Here is a 26,668-nt window from a genome sequence, read left to right as displayed (position 1 = left end):
GATTTCCCTTTCGCTAGAATCGGAATGAGTTTATCTAAACACCTGTTCACATAATTCGGCGAGTTATGCAAACATGTGTTCAGATAAGGTGTCCGTCCGCGTCCCGGTCCGCCGCAACGGGATCGCCACGCGCGAGAGGATCATCGCGGCGGCGCGCGCCTTGATGGCGCGGTCCGATGTGCCGATGACCCTGCGCGGCATTGCCGCCGAGGCGGGGCTCTCACCGGCGGCGATCTACCAGTTTTTCGCCTCGCAAGAGGATGTCGGTCGCGCGGTGGAAGTCGAAAGCGTGGCCGCGCTCGAAGCCTCGCTGGCGCCCGTGCTGATGGCACAACTGGCGGCGGCCGATCCCGTGGTGTTTTTCGTACGCCTGCTCGCCGGGGTGATGACGCACCAGTCCGGGCATCCCGAAGCGCTGTGCATGGCCCGGCTCGATCCTGAGCCGGGCCCGCGCGGCGCACTGGCCGAAGCGCTCCGCACGGCGCTCGCCCGGCAGGTCGGCGCCGCGTTCGCCCGCGCCTGGCCGGAGGTGCCCTCCGCGCGGCTTGAGCAGGTCCTCGTCATCGCGCAGAACGCAATGCTTGGCGCGCTGCGCGGCCTGCCTCCGCGCGGTGTGGAAGGCCGGGATGCCTTTCTGGCGGACGTGGCGCAGCTGGTCGGCAGATATGTCGGGGATGCCCTGGCACAGGCGCGGGCGTAACCCCGAAACATCGGGGTAAACCCGGGCTCTCCCCGGTTCCCATGGGGCGGTCCTGCTTGCTATGGCCGTGGCCACCATGACCAAAACCACCGAAGCCGAGCCCGATCCTTTCGACGCCATCGTCGATGCGCCCTTCGACGCCGCGCTGTCGGAGCGCTATCTCGTCTATGCGCTGTCCACGATCACCGCGCGCTCGCTCCCCGATCTGCGCGACGGGCTGAAGCCGGTCCACCGCCGCCTGCTCTGGGCAATGCAGCAGCTGCGGCTCGATCCTACCGGCGCATTCAAGAAATCTGCGCGCGTGGTCGGCGATGTCATCGGCAAGTATCACCCGCATGGCGACGCCTCGGTCTACGATGCGATGGTCCGCCTCGCGCAGGATTTCGCGCTGCGCTATCCGCTGGTCGAGGGGCAGGGCAACTTCGGGAACATCGATGGCGATAACGCCGCAGCCTACCGCTACACCGAAGCGCGGCTGACGCGCACGGCGATGCGGCTGATGGCGGGGCTGGAAGAGGGCACCGTCACCTTCCACCCCACCTATAACGGCGAGGAGGAAGAGCCCGAGATCTTCCCGGGCCTGTTCCCCAATCTCCTTGCCAACGGTTCGAGCGGCATCGCGGTCGGCATGGCGACCAACATCCCGAGCCACAACGTGGCCGAGATCGTCGATGCCACGCTGCGGCTGATCGACAATCCGGCGGCAACGCATGACGAACTCATGGAAGTGTTCCACGGCCCCGATTTCCCGACCGGCGGCCTTGTGGTCGATAGCCGCGCGGCAATCAGCGCCGCCTATGAAAGCGGCAAAGGCGCAATCCGCGTGCGCGGGCGCTTCTCCACCGGGCGGCAGGAGGACGGTAGCTGGGAAGAAACGGGGATCGAGAAGCTGGGCGGCGGCCAGTGGCAGCTCGTGCTCTCCGAAATCCCTTACCAGGTCCAGAAGGGCAAGCTGATCGAGCAGATCGCCGCGCTCATCGCGGACAAGAAGCTGCCGATCCTCGAAGACGTGCGCGACGAAAGCGACGCGCAGATCCGCATCGTGCTCGTGCCCAAGAGCCGCAATGTCGATCCCGATCTGCTCAAGGAATCGCTGTTCCGCCTGACTGATCTCGAAGTGCGTTTCGGGCTCAATCTCAATGTGCTCGATGCGCGGCGCACCCCCGGCGTGCTGGGCCTCAAGCTGCTGCTGCAGGAATGGGTGATCGCGCAGATCGACATCCTGCTGCGCCGCTCGCGCCACCGGCTCGAAAAGATCGCGAACCGGCTCGAGCTGCTCGACGGCTACATCATTGCCTACCTCAATCTCGACCGCGTGATCGAGATCATCCGCACCGAGGACGAGCCCAAGCCGGTGATGATGGCCGAATTCGGCCTGACCGACCGGCAGGCCGAGGCGATCCTCAACATGCGGCTGCGCAGTTTGCGCAAGCTGGAAGAGATGGAACTGCGCAAGGAGCGCGAGGGACTGCTCGCCGAACAGGCTGATTTGCAAGCGCTGCTCGATGATCCCAAGCTCCAGAAGAAGCGCCTCAAGGCCGATCTCAAGGCGCTACGCAAGGAGTATGCGGAGGATACCCCGCTCGGTCGCCGCCGCACCACGCTCGCCGAAGCCGCGCCGACGCGCGAATTCAGCATGGACGCGATGATCGAGAAGGAACCGGTGACGGTGATCCTTTCGGCGCGCGGCTGGATCCGCGCCGCCAAGGGTCACCTCGCGCTCGATACCGATTTCAAGTTCAAGGAAGGCGATGGCCCCGCCTTCGCGCTCCACTGCCAGACCACCGACAAGCTGCTGTTCGCGGTCGACAACGGGCGGTTCTACACCCTGGGTGCAGACAAGCTGCCCGGCGCGCGCGGCTTTGGCGAGCCGATCCGCACGATGGTCGATATCGATCCCGAGGCGCAGATCGTCGCCGTCATCGTCTACAAACCCAAGGGTCAGCTGCTGCTCGCAGCCAACAGCGGGCGCGGCTTTGCGGCGGAAATGGACGAGCTGCTGGCCGAAACCCGCAAGGGCCGCGGCGTCGTCACTACCAAGCCCGGCGTGAAGCTGGCCGTGGTGCGCGAAATCGCGGCAGAGCACGACCACGTCGCGGTGATCGGCGAGAACCGCAAGCTCGTCATCTTCCCGCTCAGCGAAGTGCCGGTGCTCGCCAAGGGGCAGGGCGTCACGCTCCAGCGCTACAAGGATGGCGGCATGGCAGACGCTACCACGCTCACTTTTGCGGATGGCCTTTCGTGGGCGATGGGCGGAGAAAGCGGCCGGACCCGCACCGAGAAGGACCTTCTCCCCTGGAAGGTTGCGCGCGGCGCGGCCGGGCGCATGCCGCCCACCGGCTTTCCCAAGGAGAACCCTTTCGCATGAGTGGTAACAGGTTGGCAGGACGCATCGCGCTGATCACCGGCGCTTCCTCGGGGCTCGGCGAGCATTTCGCCCGGCTCTATGCGGGCGAGGGCGCTGCGGTCGTGATCGGCGCGCGCCGCGTGGACCGGGTTCAGGCGCTGGCGGATTCCATCAACGCAGCCGGCGGCAAGGCCTTGGCTGTCGCGATGGATGTGACCGACGAAGCCTCGATCATCGCAGCCTTCGATGCGGCAGAGGCTGCCATCGGCGTGCCGGACGTCGTGGTCGCCAATGCGGGCATCGTGGTGCCGGGCCGTGCGGTCGATGTTGCGGCGGAAGGCATCCGATCGGTCGTCGATACCAACTTCACCGGCGTCTACCTCACCGCCCGCGAAGGCGCGCGGCGGATGATCAAGGCTGGCTCCAAGCAGAGCGAGAAGGGCCGCGTCATCCTGATCGGCTCGATCACCTCGCACATGACCGCGCAGGGCGATGCCGCCTATGCCGCCACCAAGCTCGCCGTCCAGCACCTCGGCCGCCAGTTCGCGCAGGAATGGGTGCGGCTGGGGATCAGCGTCAACACGATCCAGCCCGGCTACATCAGCACCGAAATCGCGGGTGACTGGTTCGATACCGAAGGCGGCAAGGCCCAGATCGCCTCATGGCCCCGCCGCCGCCTGACCGACGTGACCGCGCTCGACGAGCCAATGATCTTCTTCGCCAGCGACGCCTCGCGCCAGATCACCGGCGCGCACATCACGGTGGACGACGGGCAGAGCTTGTAAGATCCCCCTTATAACCACCCCAACACCGCTCACCCTGAGCCTGTCGAAGGGTGCTGGCACGACCGTCGCGGCAGATGCTTCGACAAGCTCAGCATGAGCGGTTGGGCGCGATGGAGAAACTAGCCCCCCGGCAGCCCCGCCATGAAATCCGCGCTCAGCACCTGCGGCAGCTTCTGCGGCTCGGCAGCCTTCGCCGGGTACCACAGGTAGAGTGGCACACCCGCCGCGCCTTGCGCCGAAAGGAAGCTGGTGATCTTGGGATCGCGCCGCGTCCAGTCGCCCACCAGCACCACCACGCCTGCCTTCTTGAAAGCATCGCGGGTCGTCTCGCGCTCGATCGCAGCGGCTTCGTTGACCTTGCAGGACAAGCACCAGTCGGCGGTGAAATAGGCGAACACCGGCTTGCCCTGCGCCCGCGCCTCGGCCAGCGCGGCCTCGCTGAACGGCTTGGCATCGAGCAGGCCCGCCTCGACCGTGCCGGGGCCAGCGGCGGCGAGCCTTGGCGTGACGGCGAGAGCCAGCGCAGCGAGCACGATCCCGCCGGGAAGCGCGAACGTCGCCGTTGAAAGCCCCCGCCGCTGCGTCCGCCCGATCATCACCAGCAGCGCGACGACCAGCACCGCCAGCGCAATAGCTCCGCCCGCATAGACCGGTCCGCCCAGCCGCCACGCCAGCCAGCCCAGCGCCAGCACCGTCAGCCCCATCGGCACCGCCATCGCGCGGCGGAAGCGCTCCATCCAGGCGCCGGGCTTCGGCAGCAGGCGGCGTAGCGCGGGCACGAAGCCCAGCAGCAGGAACGGCAGCGCAAGGCCGAAGCCCAATGCGGCAAACACCGCCATCGCCGCCCATGCCGGCAGGATCAGCGCCGCGCCCACGGCAGCCGCCATGAACGGCCCGGTGCAGGGCGTTGCGACGAACGCCGCCAGCAAACCGGTTCCGAATGCGCCCAGCCAGCCGCCCTTCGCCGTGCCCGAACCGCTTTCCAGCGACAGGCCCGGCAGTTCATAAAGCCCCGCAAAGTTTGCCGTGATCGCCACCGCCAGCAGCAGCAACAGCGCCACCACGCCCGGGTCCTGCAGCTGGAATGCCCAGCCCACTTGCGTCCCTGCCGCCCGCAGCGCCAGCATCGCCGCGGCGAGCCCCATGCACGCCAGCATCACGCCCGCAGTATAGGCCACGCCCTCGACATGCGCGTTGTGGCTCCCAGCGCGGGCGAGGGCGAGCGCCTTCAGGCTGAGGATCGGGAACACACAAGGCATCACGTTGAGGATCAGCCCTCCGACCAGCGCGCCCAGGATCGCCAAGATGAGGGTTGTCGCCGAGAACGCTGCAGGCATGCTGCCCTTGCCGATGGGAGTGCCGCCGGTCGGCACGGCGCCGGGCGCGGCCGTGAAAGCAATGCCGCCCAGCGACTCGCCCTTCGCGCTGATGCCAAGCGACAGCACGCCATTGATCGACTGCGGGGCTTCGGGCGACGGGAAGCCGGCCCGGGCGAGTTCGATCACCAGCGTATCGCCGACGCGGCTGAAGCCTTGCGGCTTGGCATAGTCCGCGATGCCCTCGCCCGCGATGAAGAAATGCGGATCGCCGATCGCCGCGCTCGCCGGAAAGGGCACCGCGATGCGCCATCCGCTGGCGGAAGCGGCGAACGTCCCCTGGCGATCAAGCGGCGCGGGAAGCGCAGCACGCCAGCCATCGAAACGCGCGTCCGCCGGGCCTTTGCCCACCGTCACCGTTCCTTGCAGCGTGGCGCTTTCGGGCACGCAGATCGCCTCGGTGCAGGCAAGCCAGTTGGCCTTGGCGCTGACGGGAAGGGTGGTGCCCGGCTCTGCATCCTTGGGCACAGTAAACGGCACGAGCACCGCATAGTCATGCTCGTAGACATGGTTCATCAGGCCCTGCACCAGCAGCGTCTGCGGCACCGGGAACTCGAGCAGCCCGGTGCCTGCGCCCGCAGGCAGCGTCCATTCGAGCGTGACCGGCAGGCCTGCGTCACCCGGATTGCTCCAGTAGCCATGCCAGCCCTTGTCCGGCTGCATCAGCACCGCGAGGCTGATCGTCTCGCCGGGCTTCGCGGGGCGTTCGGCCAGCAGCGAGGCGCGGATATGCGGCCCCTGCGCCCACGCGGTGGAGCCGGTGAGTGCCAGCAAGCAAGCCGCCAGCAGGACAAGGAGATTACGCAGAAATGCCATATGCCCTGTCTATCCCACTGCAGACGCTTTGGCCACCTGCCTGCCCGCATGCCTCTGCGGGCAGGCGGCCATCCAAGGCCCCTTGCGCGCGCACGTCGCCGGGGCCATCACGCAGCGGCCGGGCGTGGCGGAGGCGACTCCGGTTCGGCCAAGTACCGAGAAAGGTTACCCTATGGCGCTTCGCACGTTCCGGTCCGTCACTCTGGGGGCGGCCACGCTCGCTGCCGCATTGGTCCTGCCGCACGCCAGCCTCGCACGCCCTGCTGCCAAGCCCGCACCAGCCCCCGTTGTTCAACCTGCCGCCAATGCCCCCAAGCTGATCGTCGCAATTTCCATCGACCAGTTCTCTGCCGATCTCTTCGCGCAGTACCGGTCGCTTTTCACCGGCGGCCTCGCCCGCCTCGCCACCGGTGCGGTGTTCCCCGCTGGCTACCAGAGCCACGCGGCGACCGAGACCTGCCCCGGCCATTCGACGATCCTGACCGGCGTGCACCCCGCGCGCACCGGGATCATCGCCAACACCTGGATCGACCAGTCCGTCGCTCGCGCCAAGAAGACGGTCTATTGCGCCGAAGACGAGACCAAGGCGGCGGCAGACCCCAAGGACTACGTCGCCTCGGTCGGCCATCTCCTCGTCCCCACGCTGGGCGAACGCGTCAAGGCGCTCTGGCCCACCAGCCGCAACGTCGCCGTCTCGGGCAAGGACCGCGCCGCGCTGATGATGGGCGGGCACGTGATCGACAGCGTCTACTGGTGGAAGGGCGCCGGCTTCACCTCGCTCGATGGCCGGCCGCTGACGCCCGCTGCGCTGAATGAAAACAAGGCGCTGGCCGATGTGCTGGCCCAAGGCGCGCCGGAACTCCCGCTGCCCGACTGGTGCAGCGCCAAGTCCCGCGCGGTGACCGCCGGGACCATGACCGTCGGCACTGGCCGCTTCGCGCTGGCGCCGGGCGACAAGAATGCTTTCCGCGCCTCGCCCCGGCTTGACCGCGCGACAGTCGATCTTGCCACCGAGCTCGTCGACGAGAACAAGCTCGGCAAGGGGCCGACTCCCGATGTGCTGTCGGTCAGCCTCTCGGTCACCGATTATGTCGGCCACGCCTATGGCACCGAAGGCAGCGAGATGTGCATCCAGCTGCAGCAGCTCGATCTCGCGCTCGGCGATTTCTTCATTGCGCTCGACCAGCGAGGGATCGATTATGCCGTGGTGCTGACCGCCGATCACGGCGGGTTCGACTTGCCCGAACGCCTCGGCGAACAGGCGCTCCCCGCCTCGCACCGCGTGTCCAAGTCGCTCCTCCCCGAAGCGCTGAGCGCGGCTGTCGCGGCGAAGACCGGCCTTGATGCCAAGGGCCTCGTCCTCTCCGATGGCGCTTCGGGCGATATCTGGCTGCGGCGTGACCTCTCGCCCGCCGACAAGGCCCGCGCGCTCGAAGCGCTGAAGGCCGAACTCCTCGCCAATCCGGACGTCGCCGCCGCCTTCACCGCCGAGGAGATCGCCGCCTCGCCCGCGCCCAGCGGCTCGCCGGAAACATGGCCGCTGATCGCGCGCGCCAAGGCCTCGTTCTACAAGCCGCTTTCGGGCGATGTCGTGCTGATGCTGAAGCGCGGCGTGGTGCCGATCCCGACCCCGGGCCCCGGCTATGTCGCCACCCACGGCTCGCCTTGGGACTACGACCGCCGCGTCCCGATCCTGTTCTGGCGCAAGGGCATGACCGGGTTCGAGCAGCCGAGCCCCGTCGAAACGGTGGACATCGCCCCCACGCTTGCGGCACTGATCGGTCTCCCCGTGCCCGCAGGGGCATTTGACGGGCGCTGCCTCGATCTCGATGCAGGCACGGGCGATACCTGCGGAGCAAAGCCTTGAGCGCAAACCTGACCTCGGACATCGTGATCATCGGCGGCGGGCTGGTGGGCATGACGCTCGCCATCGGCCTCGCCAAGGCCGGCATCCCCAGCGTGGTGATCGACAGCTCTGACCCGTCCGCGCAGACGGCCGATGGCTTCGACGGCCGCGCCTCGGCGATTTCGACCGCGAGCTGGAATCTCTACAGTCATCTCGGCCTTGCCGATGCGCTCGAACCGCTGGGCTGCCCGATCGACTCGATCGCGGTGACCGACGGAATGAAGCCCGGCCGCATCGATTTCCAGCCGGAACCGGGCGACGGCTCCCTGGGCCGCATGTTTGCCAACCGCGATCTGCGCATCGCGATGTATGACGCGGCGGCCAAGGAGGACCTCATCACGTTCCTCCCCAATGCCCGCGTGGCGGAGCGCGAGCGGGATGCGCATGGCGTCAGCGTCACACTGGCCGATGGCCGCGTGATCAAGGGCCGCCTCATGGTCGGCGCCGAAGGCCGCGCCTCGCCGACGCGCGACGAGGCGGGCTTCACCCCTGCGCGCTGGAGCTATGGCCACCGCGCGATGATCGTGGGCCTCGCGCATTCGAAGCCGCACAACAACGTCGCGTGGGAAATCTTCTACCCCGCCGGCCCCTTCGCGCTGCTGCCGCTGCTCGATGATGCAGACGGCAACCACCGCTCGGCGCTGGTGTGGACCGTCAGCGAGAAGGACGCCCCCGGCGCGATGGCGCTGCCCGACGGCGCCTTCCGCAGCGCGGTGCAGGAGCGGATGGGCGATGTACTCGGCACTGTCCGCCTGATGGGGCCACGTTCGTCCTGGCCCCTGAACTTCCATCACACCGCGAAGATGGTTTCGGACCGGCTCGCGCTGGTGGGCGATGCCGCGCACGGCATGCATCCGATTGCCGGACAGGGCCTCAATCTGGGCCTGCGTGATGTCGCGGCGCTCGTCGAAGTGCTGACCGAGGGCATGCGTCTCGGCCTTGATCCGGGCGATGCGCAAGTCCTCGCGCGCTACGAGCGCTGGCGCGCTACCGATACTTTCATGGTCTCGGCGGCGACCGACGTGCTCACGCGGCTGTTCGGCGTGCCGGGGCGCCTTCCCTCCGCGATCCGGCGGCTCGGCATGGCTGGGGTGCAGCGCCTGCCCGCGCTCAAGCGCTTCTTCATGGATGAGGCGCGCGGCATGAGCGGCACGCTGCCCAGCCTGCTGCAGCCGGCCTAGACGGCGGGATCACTCGGCTCGGGTGCTACTGCCGGTGTAGCAACTGCAGCCGCAGGCTTGGCCACCGGCGGCGTCGGCGGGAACGAGAGCGCGGCTGTTTCCAGCTGATCCAGCGCGCGTTCGGCGGCGACGAAATCGCGGGCGCGGGCGAGCCATTCGGTGGCGGCGTCCTTGCCCGGCATGCGTTCGACTTCGGCGATGGCGACGTCGATGCGGCCCCCGGCCAGCGCTTCCCGCACCCGCGCAGCGCGGCTTTCGGCGGTGGGGGAGGGGGTGTCGGCGTGGCGGATGACGAAAAGCTCGCTCATCTGCCGGGTCATCCATTCCCACGTGCCTTCGCTGGCCGCGCCGCCGATCAGCTGGGGGCTCAATTTCTCGAAGGTCTCATTCAGCAGCGCCAGCGTATTGGGCTTCTGGGCGGCGGCAATCACGCGGTCTACCGCAGCCTGCTGGGTGTTGCCGAAGCGCACGCGCAGCTGGGCCTCGAGGTATCCCAGCGGCTGGCCGCGTTCGATGGCGCGGCGGGCGGCGAAGGCGACGAGCAGCGCTTCGGCCTGGCTCGCCTGCCCGGCGGCAGCTACCGCCTGCTGGTTGAGCTCGGCAAGGCGTTGTTCGAGAGCGGAAACCTTGGCAGCGGCGGCGGTGAGTGCGGCATCAGTCGCGGCAAGATTGGCGGTTGTTTGCGCCGCAGCCTGCGACATCGAGGCGTAGGGCGAGGGAACCGGACTCGCGGGCAGGCCCGAGACGTGCACTTCCAGCCAGCCGGTTTTCCAGCCGTACCACGCGCCGGCCATCAGCACCGCAAGCATGAAAAGGACAACGAGCACCACACGCCCGCGTCCCGAACGGGAGCGCTGCATGGCGAGGGGCGAGCCAAAGGTCATGTCCTGCATAGGATCATTTTTTGTTGTCAGTGTCCTTCTGGTGACACTTTGTCGCACATTTGAACGGCGAGTGCCAGCACTGCTTGATCGCTGCGTGTCTGTGCAATTTCAATATGTTGCCAACCTTCACCCGCCATTAACCCGATTCGCGATGCGAGGCAGGCGAGGCTGACGCCCGCGCGCTCGACGCCAAGCCGCGCCGATTCTGCGGCGAAATGGGCTGCCGCCTCGCCGGAGTGGAGCAGCACGAGCGCTGGTTTCAGGAGCAGTTCAGCGAGGGCGGGCGGCATCGGCAGACCGGCGGCGGCGTAGACCATGATGTCGTCAACCTCGACGCCGTCCGGCATCGCGAGCGGCACGCGCTTTTCGCCCGCAAGGCGCAGGTAGCGCCCCGGTGGCAGCGCCGAGACCATCGGCTGCAGGCCACCTTCGCCAATCCGTTCCACACGAAAACCTGCAGCACCCGCCGCTTCGGCCGTGACCGGGCCGACAGCGTGGACGGGCAAACCCGTCAGCCGCGCCAGCCCTTCACCGCCAAGCCGGAACACATTCGCGCTGCCTGCCAGCAAGGCGCGGTAAGGCGCAGGATCGGGCGCGGTCCACGGCGCTGGGGCCATATCGAACAGCGGGAAGGCGTGTGCTTCAAGGCCCAGCTCGCGTGCAGCGGCAACCGTCGCGGCGTTTCCCGGTTCCGGGCGGATGACGATGACCGGGCGCATCCCGGCGGCCTCAGCTGCCGGTGAAGTGGCGGCGGATCGCCTCGGGCGCGCTGCTCAGGAGTGCGTGTGCCAGCGCGGCGGGGGCTTGGGTATCGCTCGCCGGGAAGGTGGCGCTGGCTTCGACACGCTCCGCGCCATCGGGGCTGAACAGCGCCGCGCGCACGGTCAGCGTGTCGCCCTCCGCCGTGGTCAGCACCGCAATCGGGCTGTGGCAGGTGCCGCCCAGCCCGCGCAGCAGGCCGCGCTCGGCATCGATCGCGGCGTGGCTCGGCTTGTGGTCGATGGCGCTCAGCAGCGCGACAATGTCGGTGCGCGCGGCGAGGCATTCGACGCCGATGGCACCTTGCGCCGGCGCGGGAAGCCAGGTTTCGGGGTCGAGCGGGCTGCCCACACTTGTCTCGCCCAGCCGGTTGAGGCCAGCTGCGGCCAGCAATGTCACATCCGCCTCGCCCGCCTCCAGTTTGCCGAGCCGGGTCGCGACATTGCCGCGGAAGCCGACGACAGTGACATCGGGCCTTGCATGAAGCATCTGCGCCGCGCGGCGCGGGGCGCTGGTGCCGACGCGCGCACCCGCCGGAATGGCCGCGACGCTCTCCGCGCCCACCAGCACGTCGCGCACGTCTTCACGCGGGAGGACAGCGGCAATCATCAGTGTTTCGGGCCGCTCGGTCTCGACATCCTTCATCGAGTGGACCGCGAAATCGATGCTGCCATCCGCGAGCCAGGCATCGAGTTCCTTGGTCCACAGCGCCTTGCCGCCGATTTCCGCCAGCGGCCGGTCGAGCACCTGATCGCCGCTCGCCACCACGGTCACGAGTTCGACGAAACTCGCGTCCCAACCATGCGCGGCGCACAATCTGCGTCGGGTTTCCTCGGCCTGCGCGACCGCGAGAGGGGAGCGGCGCGTGCCCAGCTTGAGCGGGTTGGCGGCGGACGGTGTTACGGGCGTAGTCATGCGTCACTTGCCGTAACCGGGAATGTCTCTAAGGGAAAGTGTCCCATGGCCTTGATCCTCGGCATCGAATCCTCTTGCGACGAAACCGCCGTCGCCGTGATCGACGGGGCGGGCACGACGCTCGCCGCGCGCATCGTCGCGCAGCGCGTTGCCTCGCAGGATGAGGAACACCGCCCCTATGGCGGCGTTGTCCCGGAAATCGCCGCGCGCGCCCATGTCGAAACGCTCGCGCCGATGGTCGGCGCGGTGCTGGAGGAGGCAGGGCTTACGCTGGAGCAGATGGACGCGATTGCCGCCACCGCCGGGCCGGGCCTGATCGGTGGGGTGATGGTCGGCCTTGTCACCGCCAAGGCGCTGGCGATGGCGGCGGACAAGCCTCTGCTCGCGGTCAACCACCTTGAAGGCCACGCGCTGTCCGCCCGGCTGGCAGAGCCGGGGCTGGAATTTCCCTATCTGCTGCTGCTCGCCTCGGGCGGGCATTGCCAGATCCTCGAAGTACGCGGCCTTGGCCGGTATCGCCGCCTCGCGACCACCATCGACGATGCCTTGGGCGAGGCGTTCGACAAGACGGCGAAGATCCTCGGCCTTGGTTTTCCGGGCGGTCCTGCCGTCGAACGACTGGCGCGCGAGGGCGATGCCAAGGCGGTCCCGCTGCCGCGTCCCTTGCTGGGCAGCGCGGAGCCCCATTTCTCGTTCGCTGGTCTCAAGAGCGCGGTGATGCGCGCGCGCGATGCGGGGCTGCACAAGCCGGAAGACATCGTCGCCTCTTTCCAGCAAGCCGCGATCGATTGCGTGATCGACCGGACGCGGCGGGCCATGGCGGCGGCTGGTCCGGTGACGGCGCTGGTGGTCGCGGGCGGAGTCGCGGCTAACGCTAGCCTGCGCGGCGCGCTGACAGCCCTCGCCGAGGAAGCCGGCCTGCCGCTCGTCGCGCCGCCGCCCAAGCTGTGCACCGACAATGCCGCGATGATCGGCTGGGCCGGGGCCGAGCGCTTTGCCGCCGGCCTCACCGATCCGCTCGACACCGTGGCCCGCCCGCGTTGGCCGCTCGATCCCGATGCCGAGCCGGTGCGCGGCGCGGGGGTCAAGGCATGAGCGCGGCGGTTGGAGTCGTTGGCGGCGGCGCGTGGGGCACCGCGCTCGCGCAGATGCTCGCGAGTGATGGCCGCAACGTGCTGCTCTGGGCGCGCGAGGCCGATGTGGTGGAGGCGGTGAACGCCGGGCACCGCAACCCGCGCTTCCTGCCCGGCGCTGCGCTGCATCCCACGATCCGCGCAACGGGCGCGCTGGCCGATCTTGCCGCGCTGCCGGTGCTGCTGATGGTAACGCCGGCCCAGCATCTCGGCGCCGTGCTGGGCCAGCTGGCGCCGCAGGGTTCCGACATCGTGCTTTGTGCCAAAGGGATCGAGCAAGGCTCGGGCCGCCTGATGAGCGACGTGGCGACCGCCGCTGCGCCCGGCGCGGCGCTGGCCGTGCTGTCCGGCCCGACCTTTGCGCATGAAGTGGCGGACGGGCTGCCCACCGCCGTCACCTTGGCCTGTGCAGGCGGCGAGGCGCAGTGGGCGCGGCTGGCGCCGGTGATCGCGCGGCCCGCGTTCCGGCCCTATTACTCGGCGGACGTGATCGGCGCTTCGATCGGCGGCGCGGTCAAGAACGTGCTCGCGATTGCCTGCGGCGTGGTCGAGGGCCTTGGCCTCGGCGCCAATGCCCGCGCGGCCCTCATCAGCCGGGGCTTTGCCGAAATGCAGCGCCTCGGCCTTGCGATGGGTGCCGAGGCCGAGACGCTAAGCGGGCTATCCGGCCTCGGCGATCTCGTTCTGACCTGCTCCTCATCCGAAAGCCGCAACTTCGCGCTCGGCATGGCGCTCGGCCAGCAGGGCGATCGGACCGGCGGCGCGGCAGCCTTGCTGGCCGAACGCAGCACGGTAGCCGAAGGCGCTTTCACCGCGCCGGTGCTGGTGCGCGTGGCGGATGAACACGGCATCGCGATGCCGATTGCCGCAGGTGTCGCCGCGCTGCTCGACGGCACGATCTCGCCGCGAGCCTTGGTGGCGCAGCTGCTCGCCCGCCCGCTCCGTGCGGAGGCGCCGCTTGGCTGAAGCGACCGCCCCCCTGTCCGCCGAACAGCAGGATATCGCCGCGCTGGCCAAGGGCGGACGCACCAATTTCCTCGGCTTCCTGCTGCGGCTTGCCGCGCGCATCCCGTTCCTGTTCATCGCCGGGCGGCTCTATGGTGCGGAGGATCTGGGGCGATTTGCTTCGGCAACCATCGCGGTTGAACTCGCTGCACAGCTTGCCACCTTGGGTCAGAAGCGCGGTCTTGCCCAGCAACTCGCCAGCGATGACCGGGATGCGGCAGAAGTGGTGGCCGATGCGCTGCTCCTCTCGGGCTTCGTCTCCGCCGTGCTCGCCGCGCTGCTCTACATCTTCCCCGCGCCTATGTTCCCGAGCGGGCACTTCACCCCGCTGCAGCGTCTGCTGCCGCTGACCGTCCTGCCCATCGCGCTCGGCGATATCGCGCTGGCCGCGCTCGCCTATCGCTTCGATGTCGGCGCCACCGTTCGGGCACGCTCGGTGGTGGAGCCGTGGACGCTGTCCATCGTCGCCGGCCTTGTCTGGCTCGTCGGCATGTGGGTCATCGGTCTGCGCGAAAGCGGGCTGATCCTCGCCTATGTCGCCTCGATCTTCGCCGCGACCTTGACCGCCTTCGTGCCGCTGCTCAGGAGCTATGGTGTGCCGCGCCAATGGTCGCCGCGTCCGATCGACCTCCTGCGCCTCGCGGCGAGCAATCTGCCGCTCGCGGGGGCGGACGCAGTCGAATGGGGCACGCGCAAGCTCGATCTGTTCCTCCTCGGCGTGTTCCAGGCGCCTCCGGCAGTCGTGGGCATCTATTACGTCGCGCAGCAGGTCGCGACTTTGCCGCAGAAGCTCAAGACCAGTTTCGAGCCGATCCTCGGCCCCGTCATCACGCGCAATCTGCAGAGCGGAAACTTTCCGGCGGTGGCGCGGCAGGTGTGCCAGGTGGGCTTCTGGATCATCGCGGCGCAGGCCGGGGTGGCGCTGGCGCTGGGCATTCCCGGCGCGGCGGTGATGGGGCTGGTCGGGCCGAACTTCGTCGCCGGAACCGCCGCGCTCGCCCTGCTCCTCGCCGCCGAAGTCGCCGCCGCGACAGCCGTGGTGAGCGAGGCGGCGCTGATCTACGTCGCGCGCGTCCGCAACCTCTGGATCAGCCTCGGCACCATCGCGCTGCAAGGCGCGCTCACGGTGGGCTTCATGCTGGCGGCGCGGCGGGCGGGGCTTGATCCGCTGATGCAGGCGGCCGGCGCGGCGGCGGCGCTGGCGATTGCGCTGGCCTGTGCGTCGCTGGTCAAGGCCTGGCTGCTCGGCAGTATCCTGCACGAACGAATCAGCAACTGGCGCTGGCCGCTGATCTGGGCCGCCGCGCCCGCTGTCGTCGTAGGATTTGCGGCCAAACTGACCCCCGAATGGGTCGAGCTGGCGTTCGGTATTCCCGCCATTCTCGGGGTTTACGGCGTGGTGATCTGGCGGCGCGGGTTCGGCCCGGAAGACCGCATCCTGTTCCGCAAGCAGACACTCTGACTTTCGCTTCGCCGCGCGCGAGGCACGTTCAGTCGCCATTCACGGGTAAAGCCGTGTCCTGCCACCGGGGGCGCCAACGCTTCGATGGGAAGGACCGACCCGATGGCAAAGAGGATGCTTGTGGCCGCGCTGATGAGCGGCACGTTGCTGGCAGGCTGCGCGGCAAAACGGGAGGCCGCACCGGAAGCGGCCACCGACATCATCGTCACCGCGACTCGGCAACAGCCGTCCGACGGCATCGTCTACAACGCGCCGCCTGCGCCACCGCCTCCACCCGCCGCCGCGCCGATGCTGGCGAACAAGGCGGTGAGCGACGGGCGCTATATCCAGGTGCCCTCCGTCATCGTGCCCACCGATCCCGGCCGCGAACGCTATGACGGCAAGGACGTCAGCCCCGTCCATCTCACCCGCGCCGAGCCGGTCTCCACTTTCTCCATCGACGTCGATACCGGCGCCTATGCCAATGCGCGGCGTTTCCTCACGCAGGGCCAGTTGCCACCCAAGGACGCTGTGCGCACCGAAGAGCTCATCAACTACTTCCGTTACGACTATCCGCTGCCCGAGAAGCGCGAGGCGCCGTTCAGCGTGACCACCGACATGGCGGTGACACCTTGGAACGCCGAGACCCGCCTGCTGCGCGTCGGCCTGCGCGGCTATGATCTGCCGCGCGCCAGCCGCCCGCCTGCGAACTTGGTTTTCCTCGTCGACGTCTCGGGGTCGATGCAGGACCCGGACAAGCTGCCCCTCGTCAAGACCGCGCTGATGGGCCTTGCCGAGGAACTTAAGGCCCAGGACCGCGTCTCGATTGTCGTCTACGCGGGCGCAGCAGGGCTGGTCCTGCCGCCCACCAACGACAAGGGCCTGATCCGCGCGGCGCTCGATCAGCTGCAGGCGGGCGGCTCGACCGCAGGCGGGGCCGGGCTCCAGCTGGCTTACGAAGTCGCGCGGCAGAGCTTCATCAAGGACGGGGTGAACCGCATCCTGCTGGCCACCGACGGCGATTTCAACGTGGGCGTCTCGGATACCAAGGCGCTGCTCGAAATGGTCGAAAAGCAGCGCGACAGCGGCATCACGCTGACCACGCTGGGCTTCGGCGAAGGCAACTACAACGAAGCGATGATGGAGCAGATCGCCGACCACGGGAACGGCAACTACGCCTATATCGATAGCGCGCTGGAAGCCCGCAAGGTGCTGGCCGAGCAGATGTCCTCCACCCTCTTCACCATCGCGGGCGATGTGAAGATCCAGGTCGAATTCAACCCCGCCGCCGTCTCGCAGTACCGCCTCGTCGGCTACGAGAACCGTGCGCTGCGCGAGGAGGACTTCAACAACGACAAGGTCGATGCGGGCGAGATCGGCGCAGGTCACCAGGTCACCGCGATCTACGAGATCGTGCCTGCAGGCGCCAAGGGCTGGATCGGCCCGCGCCGCTACGAGGAAGCGCCCGTCGCGCCCGGGCCTGCAGGCAGCGAACTCGCTTTCGTGAAACTGCGTTACAAGCTCCCGGGGGAGAAGACCTCGCGCCTGATCGAGCGACCTGTGCCGAAAGGCCTGATTGCCAACGCCGCTTCGCCAAGGGGTGACATGGCCTTTGCAGTCGCGGTCGCCGCCTATGGCCAGAAGCTGCGCGGCGATCCGATGCTGGCGAACTACAGCTGGCAGCAGGTCAGCGCGCTGGCCGGTGATCCGCGCGATTTCTCGCGGGCGGAGTTCGTGAAGCTGGTGTCGCTGGCGGGATCGCTCTCCCGCCCCTGATGTGCGCCCCCTTGGCATTTGTCGGCGCGCGTGGGAAAGGCGCGTGTCCGGCGGATGCTGAGGGTTGACGATGATGGAATGGATTCAGGCAAACGCGGTGCTGGTCGGCGCGATTGCACTCGTGCTCGTGCTGGCGCTGGTGTTCCTGCTCCGGCGCGGCAAGGCGCTGCCGCAAAAGCGCGAATACCGCGATGTGCTGTCGGAAGGCGCCGCCCCCGCCGCGCGCAACTCGGCGCTGATCGATGCACCGCCCGCCGCCGCGATTGACCCGCCGCCGGTCTTGGCCGAAGCGCCGCCGCCATCATCTGATGAAGGCGATGACCTGACCCGCATCAAGGGCCTCGGCCCCAAGATCAGCACAGCGCTGCGGGCGCTCGGCGTGACCCGCTATGCGCAAATCGCCGCGTGGACCGAGGAGGATGTCGCCCGCATCGACGCGCAGCTCGGCGCCTTCGCGGGCCGGGCGACGCGCGACAACTGGATCGAACAGGCCAAGCTGCTCGCGGGCGGGGACACGGCAGCCTACGAGGCCAGGTTCGGCAAACTTTAGCCGCTTGCGCACCGCTTGATCAGCGCGCCGGGGACGTCGCTGGCGGGCACCTCGATATGCCCGCCGCCCGGCAGCGTTCCGGCAAATGTCGCCTTGAACAGCTTGAGCCGCATATCGTCGGCGGCAATGGCGCCGCGCCAGACGTAGCCGCTCTGGCCGGGCAGCGCGGTCGCATCGACCGGCAGGCGCAGGATATAACCGCTCCCCTGCAAGGCGAAGAGCGCCGAGGCCCCCACCGGCGCGGCGACATTGCGCGTCACCACCAGCGCGCCGTTCCGGCACTCGAGGGCGAGCAGCGCGGCCTCCCCCGGATAGCCGAATTTCGCGCTGCCATCAGGCGCCGAGACCCACGCGCCTTTGGCATCCTTGGGCCGTATCGGCATCGGCGCGACGCTGTCCGCCGGCATCGCGACACGCACGGCATCGATCGGGCCATCCCCGCCAGTCGGAGTTGCGGCGGATTGCGAGCAGGCGGCAAGGGCAAGCAGCAGACACAAGGGCGCGGCGCGCGTCTTTGACATTGTTATCCTTCAAGCACCCGAATCTTCGTCCATGTCCCCCGCGCCTTGGTGGCAAAACGCAGATCGCAGGTCAAAAGCTCGCAGCCCATTTTCATCGCGAGCGCAAGATAGATGCAATCCTTGAGGGGATGCCCGAGATCGAGCGCGAGCCGGGATGCGGCCATCATGTCTGGTATCCTCGTGGCTTCGATCCGTACCACGTCGTGGGCGAGCATTTCTCCGAAACTGGCGAGCCCCGCCTCACTCGCACTGCGATTGGACTTGTCCATGTTTGCCTTGCGGACCAACGCCGCAGCCACTTCGATCACGAAGAGATCGGGCGCGAAGAGGGGCTCCGCGCTGCCGAGCAATCGGTCGGCTTCGTCTGAACTGATTTCGCGGATGAACCATTTGACCGCGACGCTGGCATCGAGAATGATCATTCCTCGTCCCGGATTGCGCGGATCAGCGACACGGCGTCCTCCCCAGGGGCAAGCCGGAGAGGATTCCGTTCGCGAACCTCGCGTATCTTGGCCATCAATTCCTCCAGCCGCCGCTTCCGCGCCGCCTCGGCGATCAGAGCGCGCAGTTCCTCGGAAATCGAACGCCCGTTCGCCGCCGCCATCTCGGCCAGCGCGGCGTAGTCCTTGTCATCGACATTGCGGGCGGTTGCGGTGGCCATCTGCTGATCCTTTTGCGATCAGACTGCTAGCAGATTTGGGCGAATTCTGCAAGCATTACCGCCCCCACTTGCGCTGCGTCTTCCCGAACCGCGTCTTCCTTGTCCCCGGCTTGCCCTCGTTGCTCCGCCCCACCAGCGGTGCCTTTTTCTCCGCGTCCGGCAGGCCGAGCTCGTCCGCTTCCAGCCGCCGGATCTCGTCGCGCAGTCGGCCGGCTTCCTCGAACTCGAGGTCGGCGGCGGCGGCGCGCATCTTCTTTTCGAGCTCTTCGATATAGGCGCGCAGGTTGTGGCCGACGAGGTTGTTGGCCCCGCCTTCCGCCTCGATTTCCACCAGCACGCCGTCGCGGCTCGCCGTGTCAGCCACGATGTCGTGGATGTCGCGCTTGATCGATTCGGGCGTGATACCGTGGAGTTCGTTGTAGGCGCGCTGCTTCTCGCGGCGGCGGTCGGTTTCGGCAATCGCGCGCTCCATGCTGCCGGTCATGCGGTCGGCATAGAGGATCACCCGGCCATCGACATTGCGCGCCGCGCGGCCGATCGTCTGGATCAGCGAGGTCTCGCTGCGCAGGAACCCTTCCTTGTCGGCGTCCAGAATGCACACCAGTCCGCACTCGGGAATATCGAGCCCCTCGCGCAGCAGGTTGATGCCCACCAGCACGTCATAGACACCCAGCCTGAGGTCGCGGATCAGCTCGATGCGCTCCAACGTCTCGACGTCGGAGTGCATGTAGCGCACCTTGAGCCCCGCCTCGTGCATGAACTCGGTGAGGTCCTCGGCCATGCGCTTGGTCAGCGTCGTCACCAGCGTGCGGTAGCCGTTCTGCGCGGTCTTGCGGCATTCGTTGATGCAGTCCTGCACCTGGTCCTCGACCGGGCGGATATCGACCGGCGGATCGATCAGACCCGTGGGGCGGATCACCTGCTCGGCAAACACGCCGCCGGACTGCTCCATTTCCCACGTGCCGGGCGTCGCCGAGACTGCAATGGTCTGCGGCCGCATCGCGTCCCACTCGTTGAAGCGCAAGGGCCGGTTGTCGATGCAGCTCGGCAGGCGGAAGCCGTATTCGGCCAGCGTGATCTTTCGGCGGTGGTCGCCTTTGCTCATCGCACCGATCTGCGGCACGGTCTGGTGGCTCTCGTCGACGAACAGCAGCGCGTTGTCCGGCAGGTATTCGAACAGCGTCGGCGGCGGCTCGCCCGGCAGGCGCCCGGTCAGGAAGCGCGAATAGTTCTCGATCCCGGCGCAGCTGCCCGTCGCATGGATCATCTCGAGATCAAAATTGGTGCGCTGCTCCAGCCGCTGCGCCTCCAGCAGCTTGCCCTCCGCCTCCAGCTCCTTGAGCCTCTCGGTCAGCTCGAAGCGGATCGCGTCCGCCGCCTGCTTCATCGTCGGCCCCGGCGTCACGTAGTGCGAATTGGCATAGACGCGCACTTTGCTCAGCTTCGTCCCCGCCTTGCCCGTCAGCGGATCGAACTCGCTGATGGCCTCGATCTCGTCGCCGAAGAACGAGACACGCCAGGCCATGTCTTCATAGTGCGAGGGGTAGATCTCGAGGTTGTCCCCGCGCACGCGGAAATTGCCGCGCTGGAAGGCGGCGTCGTTGCGCTTGTACTGCAGCGCCACCAGCTTGCGGATGATCTCGCGGTTGTCGACGCTCTCGCCCACCTTCAGGTCGAACACCATCGCCGAATAGGTCTCGACCGAGCCGATGCCGTAGAGGCACGAGACCGAGGCGACGATGATCACGTCGTCGCGCTCCAGCAGCGCGCGCGTCGCCGAATGGCGCATCCGGTCGATCGCCTCGTTCACCGAGCTTTCCTTCTCGATGTAGGTGTCCGACCGCGGCACATAGGCCTCGGGCTGGTAGTAGTCGTAATAGGAGACGAAGTACTCGACCGCGTTTTCCGGGAAGAAGCTCTTCATCTCGCCATAGAGCTGCGCGGCGAGGATCTTGTTCGGCGCGAGGATCAGCGCGGGGCGCTGCAGTTCCTCGATCACCTTGGCCATCGTGAAAGTCTTGCCCGAACCGGTGACGCCCAGCAGCACCTGCGTTGCCTCGCCGTCCCGTGCCGAGGCGACGAGATCGGCGATCGCGGTGGGCTGGTCGCCTGCCGGCTGGTAATCCGAGATCACCTTGAAGGGCTTGCCGCCTTCCGACTTCTCCGGCCGCGCGGGCTTGTGCGGCACAAAGTTTGCGGAGGTATCGGGCTCTTCCAGCCCTCTGCGGATCACGAGTTCGGCCATGGCGCAGATATGGGGAACAAACCGCGCACAAGCAAGCCGGAGGCGTTGGATAGGCACGAAGGTGCGTTTCCTGTATCGCCGCGCTGCGATAGCGTGAACGTCCACCGCCCGCGCGCGGCTTGCGAAGGATCGGGACCCTGAAAGTCTATCAACGCACCGCCGCGACCGCTGTCCTGCTGGGCCTGTTATCGGCGGCGCCCACCAGAGCGCAAGATACCGCGCCGCTGCCGCCCGCGATGGTGGAGGTGCTGACCGCCGTCGAAGCCTCGCACGATCCGCGCGCGCTTGCTTCGCTCGTCCAGTATCTGCAGCAGACCCATCCCGAAGCGCAGGCGGCCATCGCGGAGTGGGTCGCCCGGCGCAATCGGGCGGTGTGGCTGGCCGAACCGGTCCCGCTCGCGCAAGTCGGGGTCAAGCTGGACCCGCTGGTGCAGGACGCCGCTGCGTTCCAGACCGCCGCGTTCGAAATGCCCGTCAAGTGGAGCGGCGAGGGTGAACTGGGCGCGTTCCTCAGCACCGGCAGCGCGCCGGGCTCGGGCTTTGTCGGCCGGCTGACGGTGATCGCCGAACGCGGGCGCTGGCGCGTGGCGACCACGGGGCGGATCGACTACCAGAAGACGTTCAACGAAGTCACGCGCAACCAGATCCGCGTGACGGTCGAGCCCAACTACAAGTTCGACGAGCATGGCTATGTCTTCGGCCTCGGCCAGTATGAGCGCGACCGGTTCCAGGGCTTCACCGATCGCTACAGCCTCTCCGCCGGGCTCGGCTACAATCTGCTCGATGGCGATGGGCGCAAGCTGAGCATCAAGGCGGGGCCAGCCATGCGCCTGACGCAGCCGGTCGATGGCCCGCAGGAGCAGACGCTGTCCGCCGCCGCGCTCGCCGACCTCAAGCTGCGGCTCACGCCGACGCTGAGCTACAGCCAGGAAGTCAGCACCTATTTCGATGCGGTGCGCCGGACGTACTACACGCTTGCCGCACTGGATTCACGCCTCAGCAGCAAGCTCAAGGCGCGCCTGTCCTATATGCTCCAGCACGAAGCCGGCTCCGGTGTCGCGCGGACGCTGACGGATACGACCAGCCGCCTGACGCTGATCTACGGTTTCTGAGCTTGTGATGCGCGTCATTGGAATGCGCCGCGCGCAGTGTTAGCCTTCCTCCAATACAAGCGAGAGGAACCTGCCCGATGCGCCTGCCGATCCTGCCCCTGATCGCCCTCTCGACTGCACTGGCGCTGGCCGGATGCGGCAGCGAGAAATCGGTGACTGCCAAGAATGAAAGCGTTTCCGATGTTGCCAAAAAGGTTTCCGACGCGGGGCTGAAGTTCAATCCCGGGCGGTGGGATTCGACGATGAAGTTCGTCAAGATGGAGATGGAAGGCCTGCCGCCGGAAGCAAAAGCGATGATGTCGAAGATCCTCGGGAAGGACCGTACCTTCGCCAGCTGCCTGACCAAGGAAGAGGCCGAGAAACCCGACGGCAAGTTCTTCGGCCAGGCCGACAAGCGCTGCAAGTATGACACCTTCAGCATGGGCGGCGGCAAGATCGACGCGAAGATGACCTGCAACGCCGAGCAGGGCACGCAGACGATGACGATGCAGGGCAGCTACACGCCCGATACCTACCAGATGACAATGTCGATCAACGGCGCCGGGCCGGAAGGCAAGGCGATGTCGATGGAAATGCAGCTCAGCGCCAAGCACAATGGCGAATGCACCGGCAAGGAAGACGGCTAAGGGGCTAAGCCTCGCCAAAAACCGCTCATGCTGAGCTTGTCGAAGCATCTTGCCCGGCGGTCGCGCCAGCACCCCCTTCGGCTGGCTGCTTGCAGCAGCCGCTCAGGACATGCTTCGACAAGCTCAGGGTGAGCGGGGTCTGGGTTCGATAGGGCGGCCTATTCCGCCGCTTCCAGCACCGCCTTCGCCACCTCCACCTGCACGCCAGACAGCGCGGCGTTGCCGGAAAGCGGATCGAGCGCACCCGATTCCGTCAGCGCATTGGCACTCACCCCTGCGCGGCTTTTCGCCACTTGCATCGCCATGCCGGGCAGATCATGCCCCCAGCCATGCGGAATCGAGACGGTGCCGGGCATCATGTCGTCCGTCACTTCGGCAGGGATGCTGATCTCCCCGGAGGACGAGCGCACGGTGGCCATCTCGCCGTCCGCAAGGCCTGCCGCCGCCGCATCGTCCGGATGGATCATCAAGGTGCAGCGGTTTGGGCCCTTGGTCAGGCGGTGGCTATTGGCGAGCCACGAATTGTTCGTCCGCAAATGGCGGCGGCCGATCAAGGTCAGCTTGCCACTGCCCGCCTCAGGCATTTCGAGCGCGGCAAGGGCCTCCATCAACGCGGGTACCGCGCAGTTGATCATCTGATCATCGCTGCGCAGCCGCTCCGGCAGCACGCCTGTCATGGGCGGCCCGAAATCGCGGCCCGAGGGCGCCGCTTCCACTTCCGCCAAGGATACCTTGTAGGGGCCGCCCCGCAGCATTCCGTCAAGCGCCTCGCGCGGGGTCGGCTCCTGCACTGGCTGGCCGCTGATTGCGCTCGCCAGCCCGCGCAGGATTTCCCAGTCGTGGAGGGCCAGCGGGTCTTCGCGCTCCAGCGTGGGCTGCGAATAGACCGCCACGTTGCGCACTGCCATCGGCAGCAGGAACAGGCCGTAGTGGTCGCGCTCCAGAGGCCCGGTCGGCGGCAGGATGTAGTGCGCGCGGCGGCTGGTGGCATTGCGATACATGTCGACCGAGACCATCAGCTCGAGGCTCGCCAGCGCCTTGTCGAGCCGGGGTCCATTGGGCGTCGAAAGCACGGGATTGCCGGCGATCACGAACAGCGCCTTGATCTGGCCCGGCCCCTCGGTTTCGATCTCCTCGGCAAGCGCGGCGGCGGGAAACTCGCCGAGCACGGACTTGTGCTGCGAAACGCGCGAGGTGAACTTGCCGAGCGACCCGCGCGGCAGCATCGAGAGCGTATCGAGCGCGGGTATGGGAAACACCGTCCCGCCCTCGCGGTCGAGCTGCCCCGCCGAAATGTTGATCAGCGCGATCAGCCATGCGTTGAGCGTGCCGTGCTGCTGCGTCGCGATACCAAGTCGGCCATAGAGCGCCGCAGGCCCGGATGTCAGCCGGTCAGCCAGCCATGCGACATCTTCGGCGGACACGCCCGAAGCCGCACAGCAGGCCGCATCGTCGAACCGCGCAAGCAACGCCGCCACATCATCGAGCCCTGTCACAAACTCCTGCACCGGCTGATGCGGCCTGCGCGCCATGACCGCCTTGAGCAGCGCCACCAGCAGGAACACGTCGCTCGCCGGCTTCACGAACAGATGCCTGTCGGCGATCTTGGCCGTTTCCGTCCGGCGCGGATCGATCACCACCAGATGGCCCCCGCGCGCTTTCAAGGCGCGCACTCGATTGCGGAAATCGGGCACGGTCCACACCGACCCGTTGGAGGCCATCGGATTGCCGCCGATGATGATGAGCGTTTCCGTGCGGTCGATATCCGGAATGCCGAACATGCTGGCATGGCCATAAAGCAGCAGGTTCGCCACCTGATGCGGCATCTGGTCCACCGTGCTCGCGGAAAACTGGTTCTTCGTTCCCAGCGCCTTGGTCAGGTGATGCGCGTTCAGCGCATTGCCGTATGAATGCGCATTGGGATTGCCGACATAAGTCGCGGTGCTTGCCGGATCGCGGGCGAGGATGGCGCGGGTCTTCTCGCCGATCTCGGCAAAGGCCTGCTCCCAGCTGATCTCGTGCCACGCCTCGCCCACGCGCTTGATCGGGCGGCGCAGGCGGTCGGGATCGTTCTGCAGGTCTTCCAGCGCGGTCGCCTTGGGGCAGATGTGCCCGCGCGAAAGCGGGTTGTCGGGATCGCCCTTGATCGAGAGTATTTGCCGCCCCTCCACTTCCACCAGCACGCCGCAATTGGCCTCGCAGATGTGGCAGGTGCGGTGATGGATCGTGGCCATCGCGGTCTCTCCGGCTGATTTAGTTGTGCAGTTAAAGGTGTCACCATGCCTCGACCATGGCAAGCGGGAAGAGGCGAAACACTTTGGGCCTGCAATTCGGTTACAATTTTGTCTCGCACTTGCAGCATTGTGCTTGGCAAAGGCTTTGCGCTGTGCAAGCTTCCCTCTCACGGGATGATCGCATGAAAGCAGCCTCGCCCTCATCGTATGATGAGATGTTCACCGCCGATGGTGCGGTGCGCCCCGCCTATCGCGGGTACAGCGAGTGGTATCAGGAACAGCCGGCAGACCTGCTCCGCCGCAAGGGGACGGAGGCGGAAGCCTTCTTCCGCCGCACCGGCATCACCTTCAATGTCTATGGCAACGAGGACGCCGAAGAGCGGCTGATCCCGTTCGACATGGTGCCGCGCATAATCACCGCGCATCAGTGGCGGCGGCTCTCGCGCGGGATCGAGCAGCGGGTGCGCGCGCTCAATGCGTTCCTCCATGATCTTTACCATCGGCAGGAAATCGTCCGCTCGGGCCGACTGCCCGCGCGCCTGCTGGAAAAGAACCCCGCGTTCCTTCCGCAGATGGTCGGCTTCACGCCGCCGGGCGGGGTCTATACCCATATCGTCGGCATCGATCTCGTCCGCACCGGCGAGGACGAGTTCATGGTGCTGGAAGACAACGCGCGCACGCCCAGCGGCGTCTCCTACATGCTGGAGAACCGCGAGACGATGATGGCGATGTTCCCGGAACTGTTCACGCGCGTCCGCGTGCGCGAGGTTTCGGACTATCCCCGCCGCCTTGCCCGCAGCCTCGCCGCCTGCCTGCCGCCCGCCGCAAAAGGCCACCAGCCGGTCGTCGCGGTGCTCACGCCGGGCATCTACAATTCCGCCTATTTCGAGCATGCCTTCCTCGCCGACCAGATGGGGGCGGAGCTCGTCGAAGGCAGCGATCTGCGCGTCGAGAACGGCCGCATCGCCATGCGCACCACGCGCGGATACCAGCCGATCGACGTGCTCTATCGCCGGGTGGACGACGACTACCTCGATCCCCTGACCTTCAAGCCCGAAAGCCAGCTCGGCGTCTCGGGCATCATGGATGTCTACCGCGCCGGCGGGATCACCATCGCCAATGCGCCGGGCACCGGCATCGCCGATGACAAGGCGATCTATTCGTTCATGCCCGAAATCGTGGAATTCTACACCGGCGAAAAGCCCATCCTGCAGAACGTGCCGACCTGGCGCTGCTCCGAGCCGGACGCGCTGAAATACGTGCTCGAACACCTTTCGGAACTGGTCGTGAAGGAAGTCCACGGCTCGGGCGGCTATGGCATGCTGATCGGGCCGACTTCGTCGAAGAAGGAAATCGCCGCTTTCGCCGCCAAGCTCGCTGCGCGTCCGCACAACTATATCGCGCAGCCGACGCTTTCGCTGTCCACCGTGCCGATCCTCAGCCGCGCCGGGCTAACCCCGCGCCACGTGGACCTCAGGCCCTTCGTGCTCGTCTCGCCCGCCGGGATCGATATCACCCCCGGCGGCCTCACCCGCGTCGCGCTCAAGAAGGGTTCGCTGGTGGTGAACTCGTCGCAGGGCGGGGGCACCAAGGACAGCTGGGTGCTGGATGACTGACACCGCGGCTCCCCTCCACCCCGTTCGCCCCGAGCGAAGTCGAGGGGCCGGTTCGAGCGTAGCCGAGAACGTCCAAGCG

General features: G+C 67.3%; 22 protein-coding genes. 13 read left to right on the top strand and 9 right to left on the bottom strand.

The genetic code is table 11. The features are described from left to right. The first annotated feature begins 88 nt into the window (after window positions 1-88). From IP83_RS01010 to IP83_RS01000, 3 genes are all read left to right on the top strand, one after another. Window positions 89-700, top strand: a complete 612-nt coding sequence (locus tag IP83_RS01010; RefSeq protein ID WP_054120339.1) for a TetR/AcrR family transcriptional regulator — start codon at window positions 89-91, stop codon at window positions 698-700. Between the two features lie 76 nt (window positions 701-776). Continuing rightward, the gene (parC, locus tag IP83_RS01005) at window positions 777-3,068 is read left to right on the top strand and encodes a DNA topoisomerase IV subunit A (protein ID WP_054120400.1); all 2,292 of its coding nucleotides are present in this window, start codon (window positions 777-779) and stop codon (window positions 3,066-3,068) included. Then, window positions 3,065-3,832, top strand: a complete 768-nt coding sequence (locus tag IP83_RS01000; RefSeq protein ID WP_054120338.1) for an SDR family NAD(P)-dependent oxidoreductase — start codon at window positions 3,065-3,067, stop codon at window positions 3,830-3,832. The genes parC and IP83_RS01000 overlap by 4 nt, the downstream gene beginning before the upstream one ends. 119 nt (window positions 3,833-3,951) lie before the next feature. Here the strand turns inward: IP83_RS01000 and IP83_RS00995 are convergent, their stop codons facing one another. Next, window positions 3,952-6,024, bottom strand: coding sequence for a protein-disulfide reductase DsbD (locus IP83_RS00995; protein WP_054120337.1), 2,073 nt, complete (start codon window positions 6,022-6,024; stop codon window positions 3,952-3,954). A 172-nt stretch (window positions 6,025-6,196) separates the two neighbouring features. On the opposite strand from IP83_RS00995, the gene IP83_RS00990 reads away from it, so the two are divergent. Both IP83_RS00990 and IP83_RS00985 read left to right on the top strand, forming a co-directional pair. Beyond that, window positions 6,197-7,891: an alkaline phosphatase family protein gene (locus tag IP83_RS00990; RefSeq protein WP_054120336.1), complete on the top strand. Its 1,695-nt coding sequence runs from the start codon at window positions 6,197-6,199 to the stop codon at window positions 7,889-7,891. Further along, window positions 7,888-9,111 carry a UbiH/UbiF/VisC/COQ6 family ubiquinone biosynthesis hydroxylase gene (locus IP83_RS00985; RefSeq protein ID WP_054120335.1) on the top strand — a complete coding sequence of 408 codons (1,224 nt, stop codon included), beginning with the start codon at window positions 7,888-7,890 and terminating at the stop codon, window positions 9,109-9,111. Before IP83_RS00990 ends, IP83_RS00985 begins: the two co-directional genes overlap by 4 nt. Here IP83_RS00985 and IP83_RS00980 read toward each other — a convergent pair. Genes IP83_RS00980 through hemC form a run of 3 tightly spaced genes read right to left on the bottom strand, consistent with a single transcriptional unit; the run spans window position 9,108 to window position 11,669 of the window. Next, window positions 9,108-9,995: a hypothetical protein gene (locus IP83_RS00980; protein ID WP_231624854.1), complete on the bottom strand. Its 888-nt coding sequence runs from the start codon at window positions 9,993-9,995 to the stop codon at window positions 9,108-9,110. The genes IP83_RS00985 and IP83_RS00980 overlap by 4 nt on opposite strands. Before the next feature lie 26 nt (window positions 9,996-10,021). Continuing rightward, window positions 10,022-10,714 (bottom strand): uroporphyrinogen-III synthase, encoded by a 693-nt coding sequence (locus IP83_RS00975; RefSeq protein WP_054120333.1) that lies wholly within the window; start codon window positions 10,712-10,714, stop codon window positions 10,022-10,024. Between the two features lie 10 nt (window positions 10,715-10,724). Continuing rightward, a complete protein-coding gene (gene hemC, locus IP83_RS00970) occupies window positions 10,725-11,669 on the bottom strand; it encodes a hydroxymethylbilane synthase (RefSeq protein WP_054120332.1) in 945 nt (314 codons plus the stop codon). 45 nt (window positions 11,670-11,714) lie between these two features. Here hemC and tsaD point away from each other — a divergent pair, with 45 nt between their 5' ends. From tsaD to IP83_RS00945, 5 genes are all read left to right on the top strand, one after another. Beyond that, window positions 11,715-12,764, top strand: a complete 1,050-nt coding sequence (gene tsaD / locus IP83_RS00965; protein WP_054120331.1) for a tRNA (adenosine(37)-N6)-threonylcarbamoyltransferase complex transferase subunit TsaD — start codon at window positions 11,715-11,717, stop codon at window positions 12,762-12,764. Further along, window positions 12,761-13,768 carry an NAD(P)H-dependent glycerol-3-phosphate dehydrogenase gene (locus IP83_RS00960; RefSeq protein ID WP_054120330.1) on the top strand — a complete coding sequence of 336 codons (1,008 nt, stop codon included), beginning with the start codon at window positions 12,761-12,763 and terminating at the stop codon, window positions 13,766-13,768. Before tsaD ends, IP83_RS00960 begins: the two co-directional genes overlap by 4 nt. Next, window positions 13,761-15,269 carry a lipopolysaccharide biosynthesis protein gene (locus tag IP83_RS00955; RefSeq protein WP_054120399.1) on the top strand — a complete coding sequence of 503 codons (1,509 nt, stop codon included), beginning with the start codon at window positions 13,761-13,763 and terminating at the stop codon, window positions 15,267-15,269. Before IP83_RS00960 ends, IP83_RS00955 begins: the two co-directional genes overlap by 8 nt. Before the next feature lie 102 nt (window positions 15,270-15,371). Beyond that, entirely contained in the window at window positions 15,372-17,024 is a 1,653-nt protein-coding gene (locus IP83_RS00950; RefSeq protein ID WP_054120329.1) for a VWA domain-containing protein, read from the top strand. A 70-nt stretch (window positions 17,025-17,094) separates the two neighbouring features. Further along, window positions 17,095-17,574 carry a hypothetical protein gene (locus tag IP83_RS00945; protein ID WP_054120328.1) on the top strand — a complete coding sequence of 160 codons (480 nt, stop codon included), beginning with the start codon at window positions 17,095-17,097 and terminating at the stop codon, window positions 17,572-17,574. On the opposite strand, the gene IP83_RS00940 is transcribed toward IP83_RS00945, so the two are convergent. Genes IP83_RS00940 through uvrB form a run of 4 tightly spaced genes read right to left on the bottom strand, consistent with a single transcriptional unit; the run spans window position 17,571 to window position 21,001 of the window. Then, a complete protein-coding gene (locus IP83_RS00940) occupies window positions 17,571-18,095 on the bottom strand; it encodes a hypothetical protein (protein WP_054120327.1) in 525 nt (174 codons plus the stop codon). The genes IP83_RS00945 and IP83_RS00940 overlap by 4 nt on opposite strands. A 2-nt stretch (window positions 18,096-18,097) precedes the next feature. Continuing rightward, window positions 18,098-18,517 carry a type II toxin-antitoxin system VapC family toxin gene (locus IP83_RS00935; RefSeq protein WP_054120326.1) on the bottom strand — a complete coding sequence of 140 codons (420 nt, stop codon included), beginning with the start codon at window positions 18,515-18,517 and terminating at the stop codon, window positions 18,098-18,100. Further along, a complete protein-coding gene (locus IP83_RS00930; RefSeq protein ID WP_054120325.1) occupies window positions 18,514-18,756 on the bottom strand; it encodes a ribbon-helix-helix protein, CopG family in 243 nt (80 codons plus the stop codon). Before IP83_RS00930 ends, IP83_RS00935 begins: the two co-directional genes overlap by 4 nt. A 55-nt stretch (window positions 18,757-18,811) precedes the next feature. Beyond that, window positions 18,812-21,001 (bottom strand): excinuclease ABC subunit UvrB, encoded by a 2,190-nt coding sequence (uvrB, locus tag IP83_RS00925; protein WP_054120324.1) that lies wholly within the window; start codon window positions 20,999-21,001, stop codon window positions 18,812-18,814. Window positions 21,002-21,120: 119 nt separating this feature from the next. On the opposite strand from uvrB, the gene IP83_RS00920 reads away from it, so the two are divergent. Beyond that, window positions 21,121-22,113: a YdiY family protein gene (locus IP83_RS00920; RefSeq protein ID WP_054120323.1), complete on the top strand. Its 993-nt coding sequence runs from the start codon at window positions 21,121-21,123 to the stop codon at window positions 22,111-22,113. A 77-nt stretch (window positions 22,114-22,190) separates the two neighbouring features. Next, on the top strand, window positions 22,191-22,739 hold the full coding sequence (locus IP83_RS00915; protein ID WP_054120322.1) for a DUF3617 domain-containing protein: 549 nt from the start codon (window positions 22,191-22,193) through the stop codon (window positions 22,737-22,739). 158 nt (window positions 22,740-22,897) lie between these two features. Here the strand turns inward: IP83_RS00915 and IP83_RS00910 are convergent, their stop codons facing one another. Beyond that, on the bottom strand, window positions 22,898-24,973 hold the full coding sequence (locus IP83_RS00910; protein WP_054120321.1) for a molybdopterin-dependent oxidoreductase: 2,076 nt from the start codon (window positions 24,971-24,973) through the stop codon (window positions 22,898-22,900). Window positions 24,974-25,155: 182 nt separating this feature from the next. On the opposite strand from IP83_RS00910, the gene IP83_RS00905 reads away from it, so the two are divergent. Then, on the top strand, window positions 25,156-26,589 hold the full coding sequence (locus IP83_RS00905; RefSeq protein ID WP_054120320.1) for a circularly permuted type 2 ATP-grasp protein: 1,434 nt from the start codon (window positions 25,156-25,158) through the stop codon (window positions 26,587-26,589). Window positions 26,590-26,668: the final 79 nt, after the last annotated feature.

Source organism: Novosphingobium sp. AAP93, from assembly GCF_001296055.1.
GTDB lineage: Bacteria > Pseudomonadota > Alphaproteobacteria > Sphingomonadales > Sphingomonadaceae > Novosphingobium.
The sequence above is the reverse complement of the archived record's forward strand: the minus strand, read 5'-3'. Positions and strand labels throughout refer to the sequence as shown.

Excerpts from the sequence above, each read along its gene's own strand:
- IP83_RS00940 (WP_054120327.1), bottom strand. The coding sequence starts at position 18,095 with ATGTCAAAGACGCGCGCCGCGCCCTTGTGTCTGCTGCTTGCCCTTGCC.
- IP83_RS00960 (WP_054120330.1), top strand. The coding sequence starts at position 12,761 with ATGAGCGCGGCGGTTGGAGTCGTTGGCGGCGGCGCGTGGGGCACCGCG.
- IP83_RS00930 (WP_054120325.1), bottom strand. The coding sequence starts at position 18,756 with ATGGCCACCGCAACCGCCCGCAATGTCGATGACAAGGACTACGCCGCG.
- IP83_RS00905 (WP_054120320.1), top strand. The coding sequence starts at position 25,156 with ATGAAAGCAGCCTCGCCCTCATCGTATGATGAGATGTTCACCGCCGAT.
- IP83_RS00910 (WP_054120321.1), bottom strand. The coding sequence starts at position 24,973 with ATGGCCACGATCCATCACCGCACCTGCCACATCTGCGAGGCCAATTGC.
- IP83_RS00945 (WP_054120328.1), top strand. The coding sequence starts at position 17,095 with ATGATGGAATGGATTCAGGCAAACGCGGTGCTGGTCGGCGCGATTGCA.
- IP83_RS00975 (WP_054120333.1), bottom strand. The coding sequence starts at position 10,714 with ATGCGCCCGGTCATCGTCATCCGCCCGGAACCGGGAAACGCCGCGACG.
- IP83_RS01000 (WP_054120338.1), top strand. The coding sequence starts at position 3,065 with ATGAGTGGTAACAGGTTGGCAGGACGCATCGCGCTGATCACCGGCGCT.
- IP83_RS00995 (WP_054120337.1), bottom strand. The coding sequence starts at position 6,024 with ATGGCATTTCTGCGTAATCTCCTTGTCCTGCTGGCGGCTTGCTTGCTG.
- parC (WP_054120400.1), top strand. The coding sequence starts at position 777 with ATGACCAAAACCACCGAAGCCGAGCCCGATCCTTTCGACGCCATCGTC.
- tsaD (WP_054120331.1), top strand. The coding sequence starts at position 11,715 with ATGGCCTTGATCCTCGGCATCGAATCCTCTTGCGACGAAACCGCCGTC.
- hemC (WP_054120332.1), bottom strand. The coding sequence starts at position 11,669 with ATGACTACGCCCGTAACACCGTCCGCCGCCAACCCGCTCAAGCTGGGC.
- IP83_RS00990 (WP_054120336.1), top strand. The coding sequence starts at position 6,197 with ATGGCGCTTCGCACGTTCCGGTCCGTCACTCTGGGGGCGGCCACGCTC.
- IP83_RS00980 (WP_231624854.1), bottom strand. The coding sequence starts at position 9,995 with ATGACCTTTGGCTCGCCCCTCGCCATGCAGCGCTCCCGTTCGGGACGC.
- IP83_RS00915 (WP_054120322.1), top strand. The coding sequence starts at position 22,191 with ATGCGCCTGCCGATCCTGCCCCTGATCGCCCTCTCGACTGCACTGGCG.
- IP83_RS00950 (WP_054120329.1), top strand. The coding sequence starts at position 15,372 with ATGGCAAAGAGGATGCTTGTGGCCGCGCTGATGAGCGGCACGTTGCTG.
- IP83_RS00935 (WP_054120326.1), bottom strand. The coding sequence starts at position 18,517 with ATGATCATTCTCGATGCCAGCGTCGCGGTCAAATGGTTCATCCGCGAA.
- uvrB (WP_054120324.1), bottom strand. The coding sequence starts at position 21,001 with ATGGCCGAACTCGTGATCCGCAGAGGGCTGGAAGAGCCCGATACCTCC.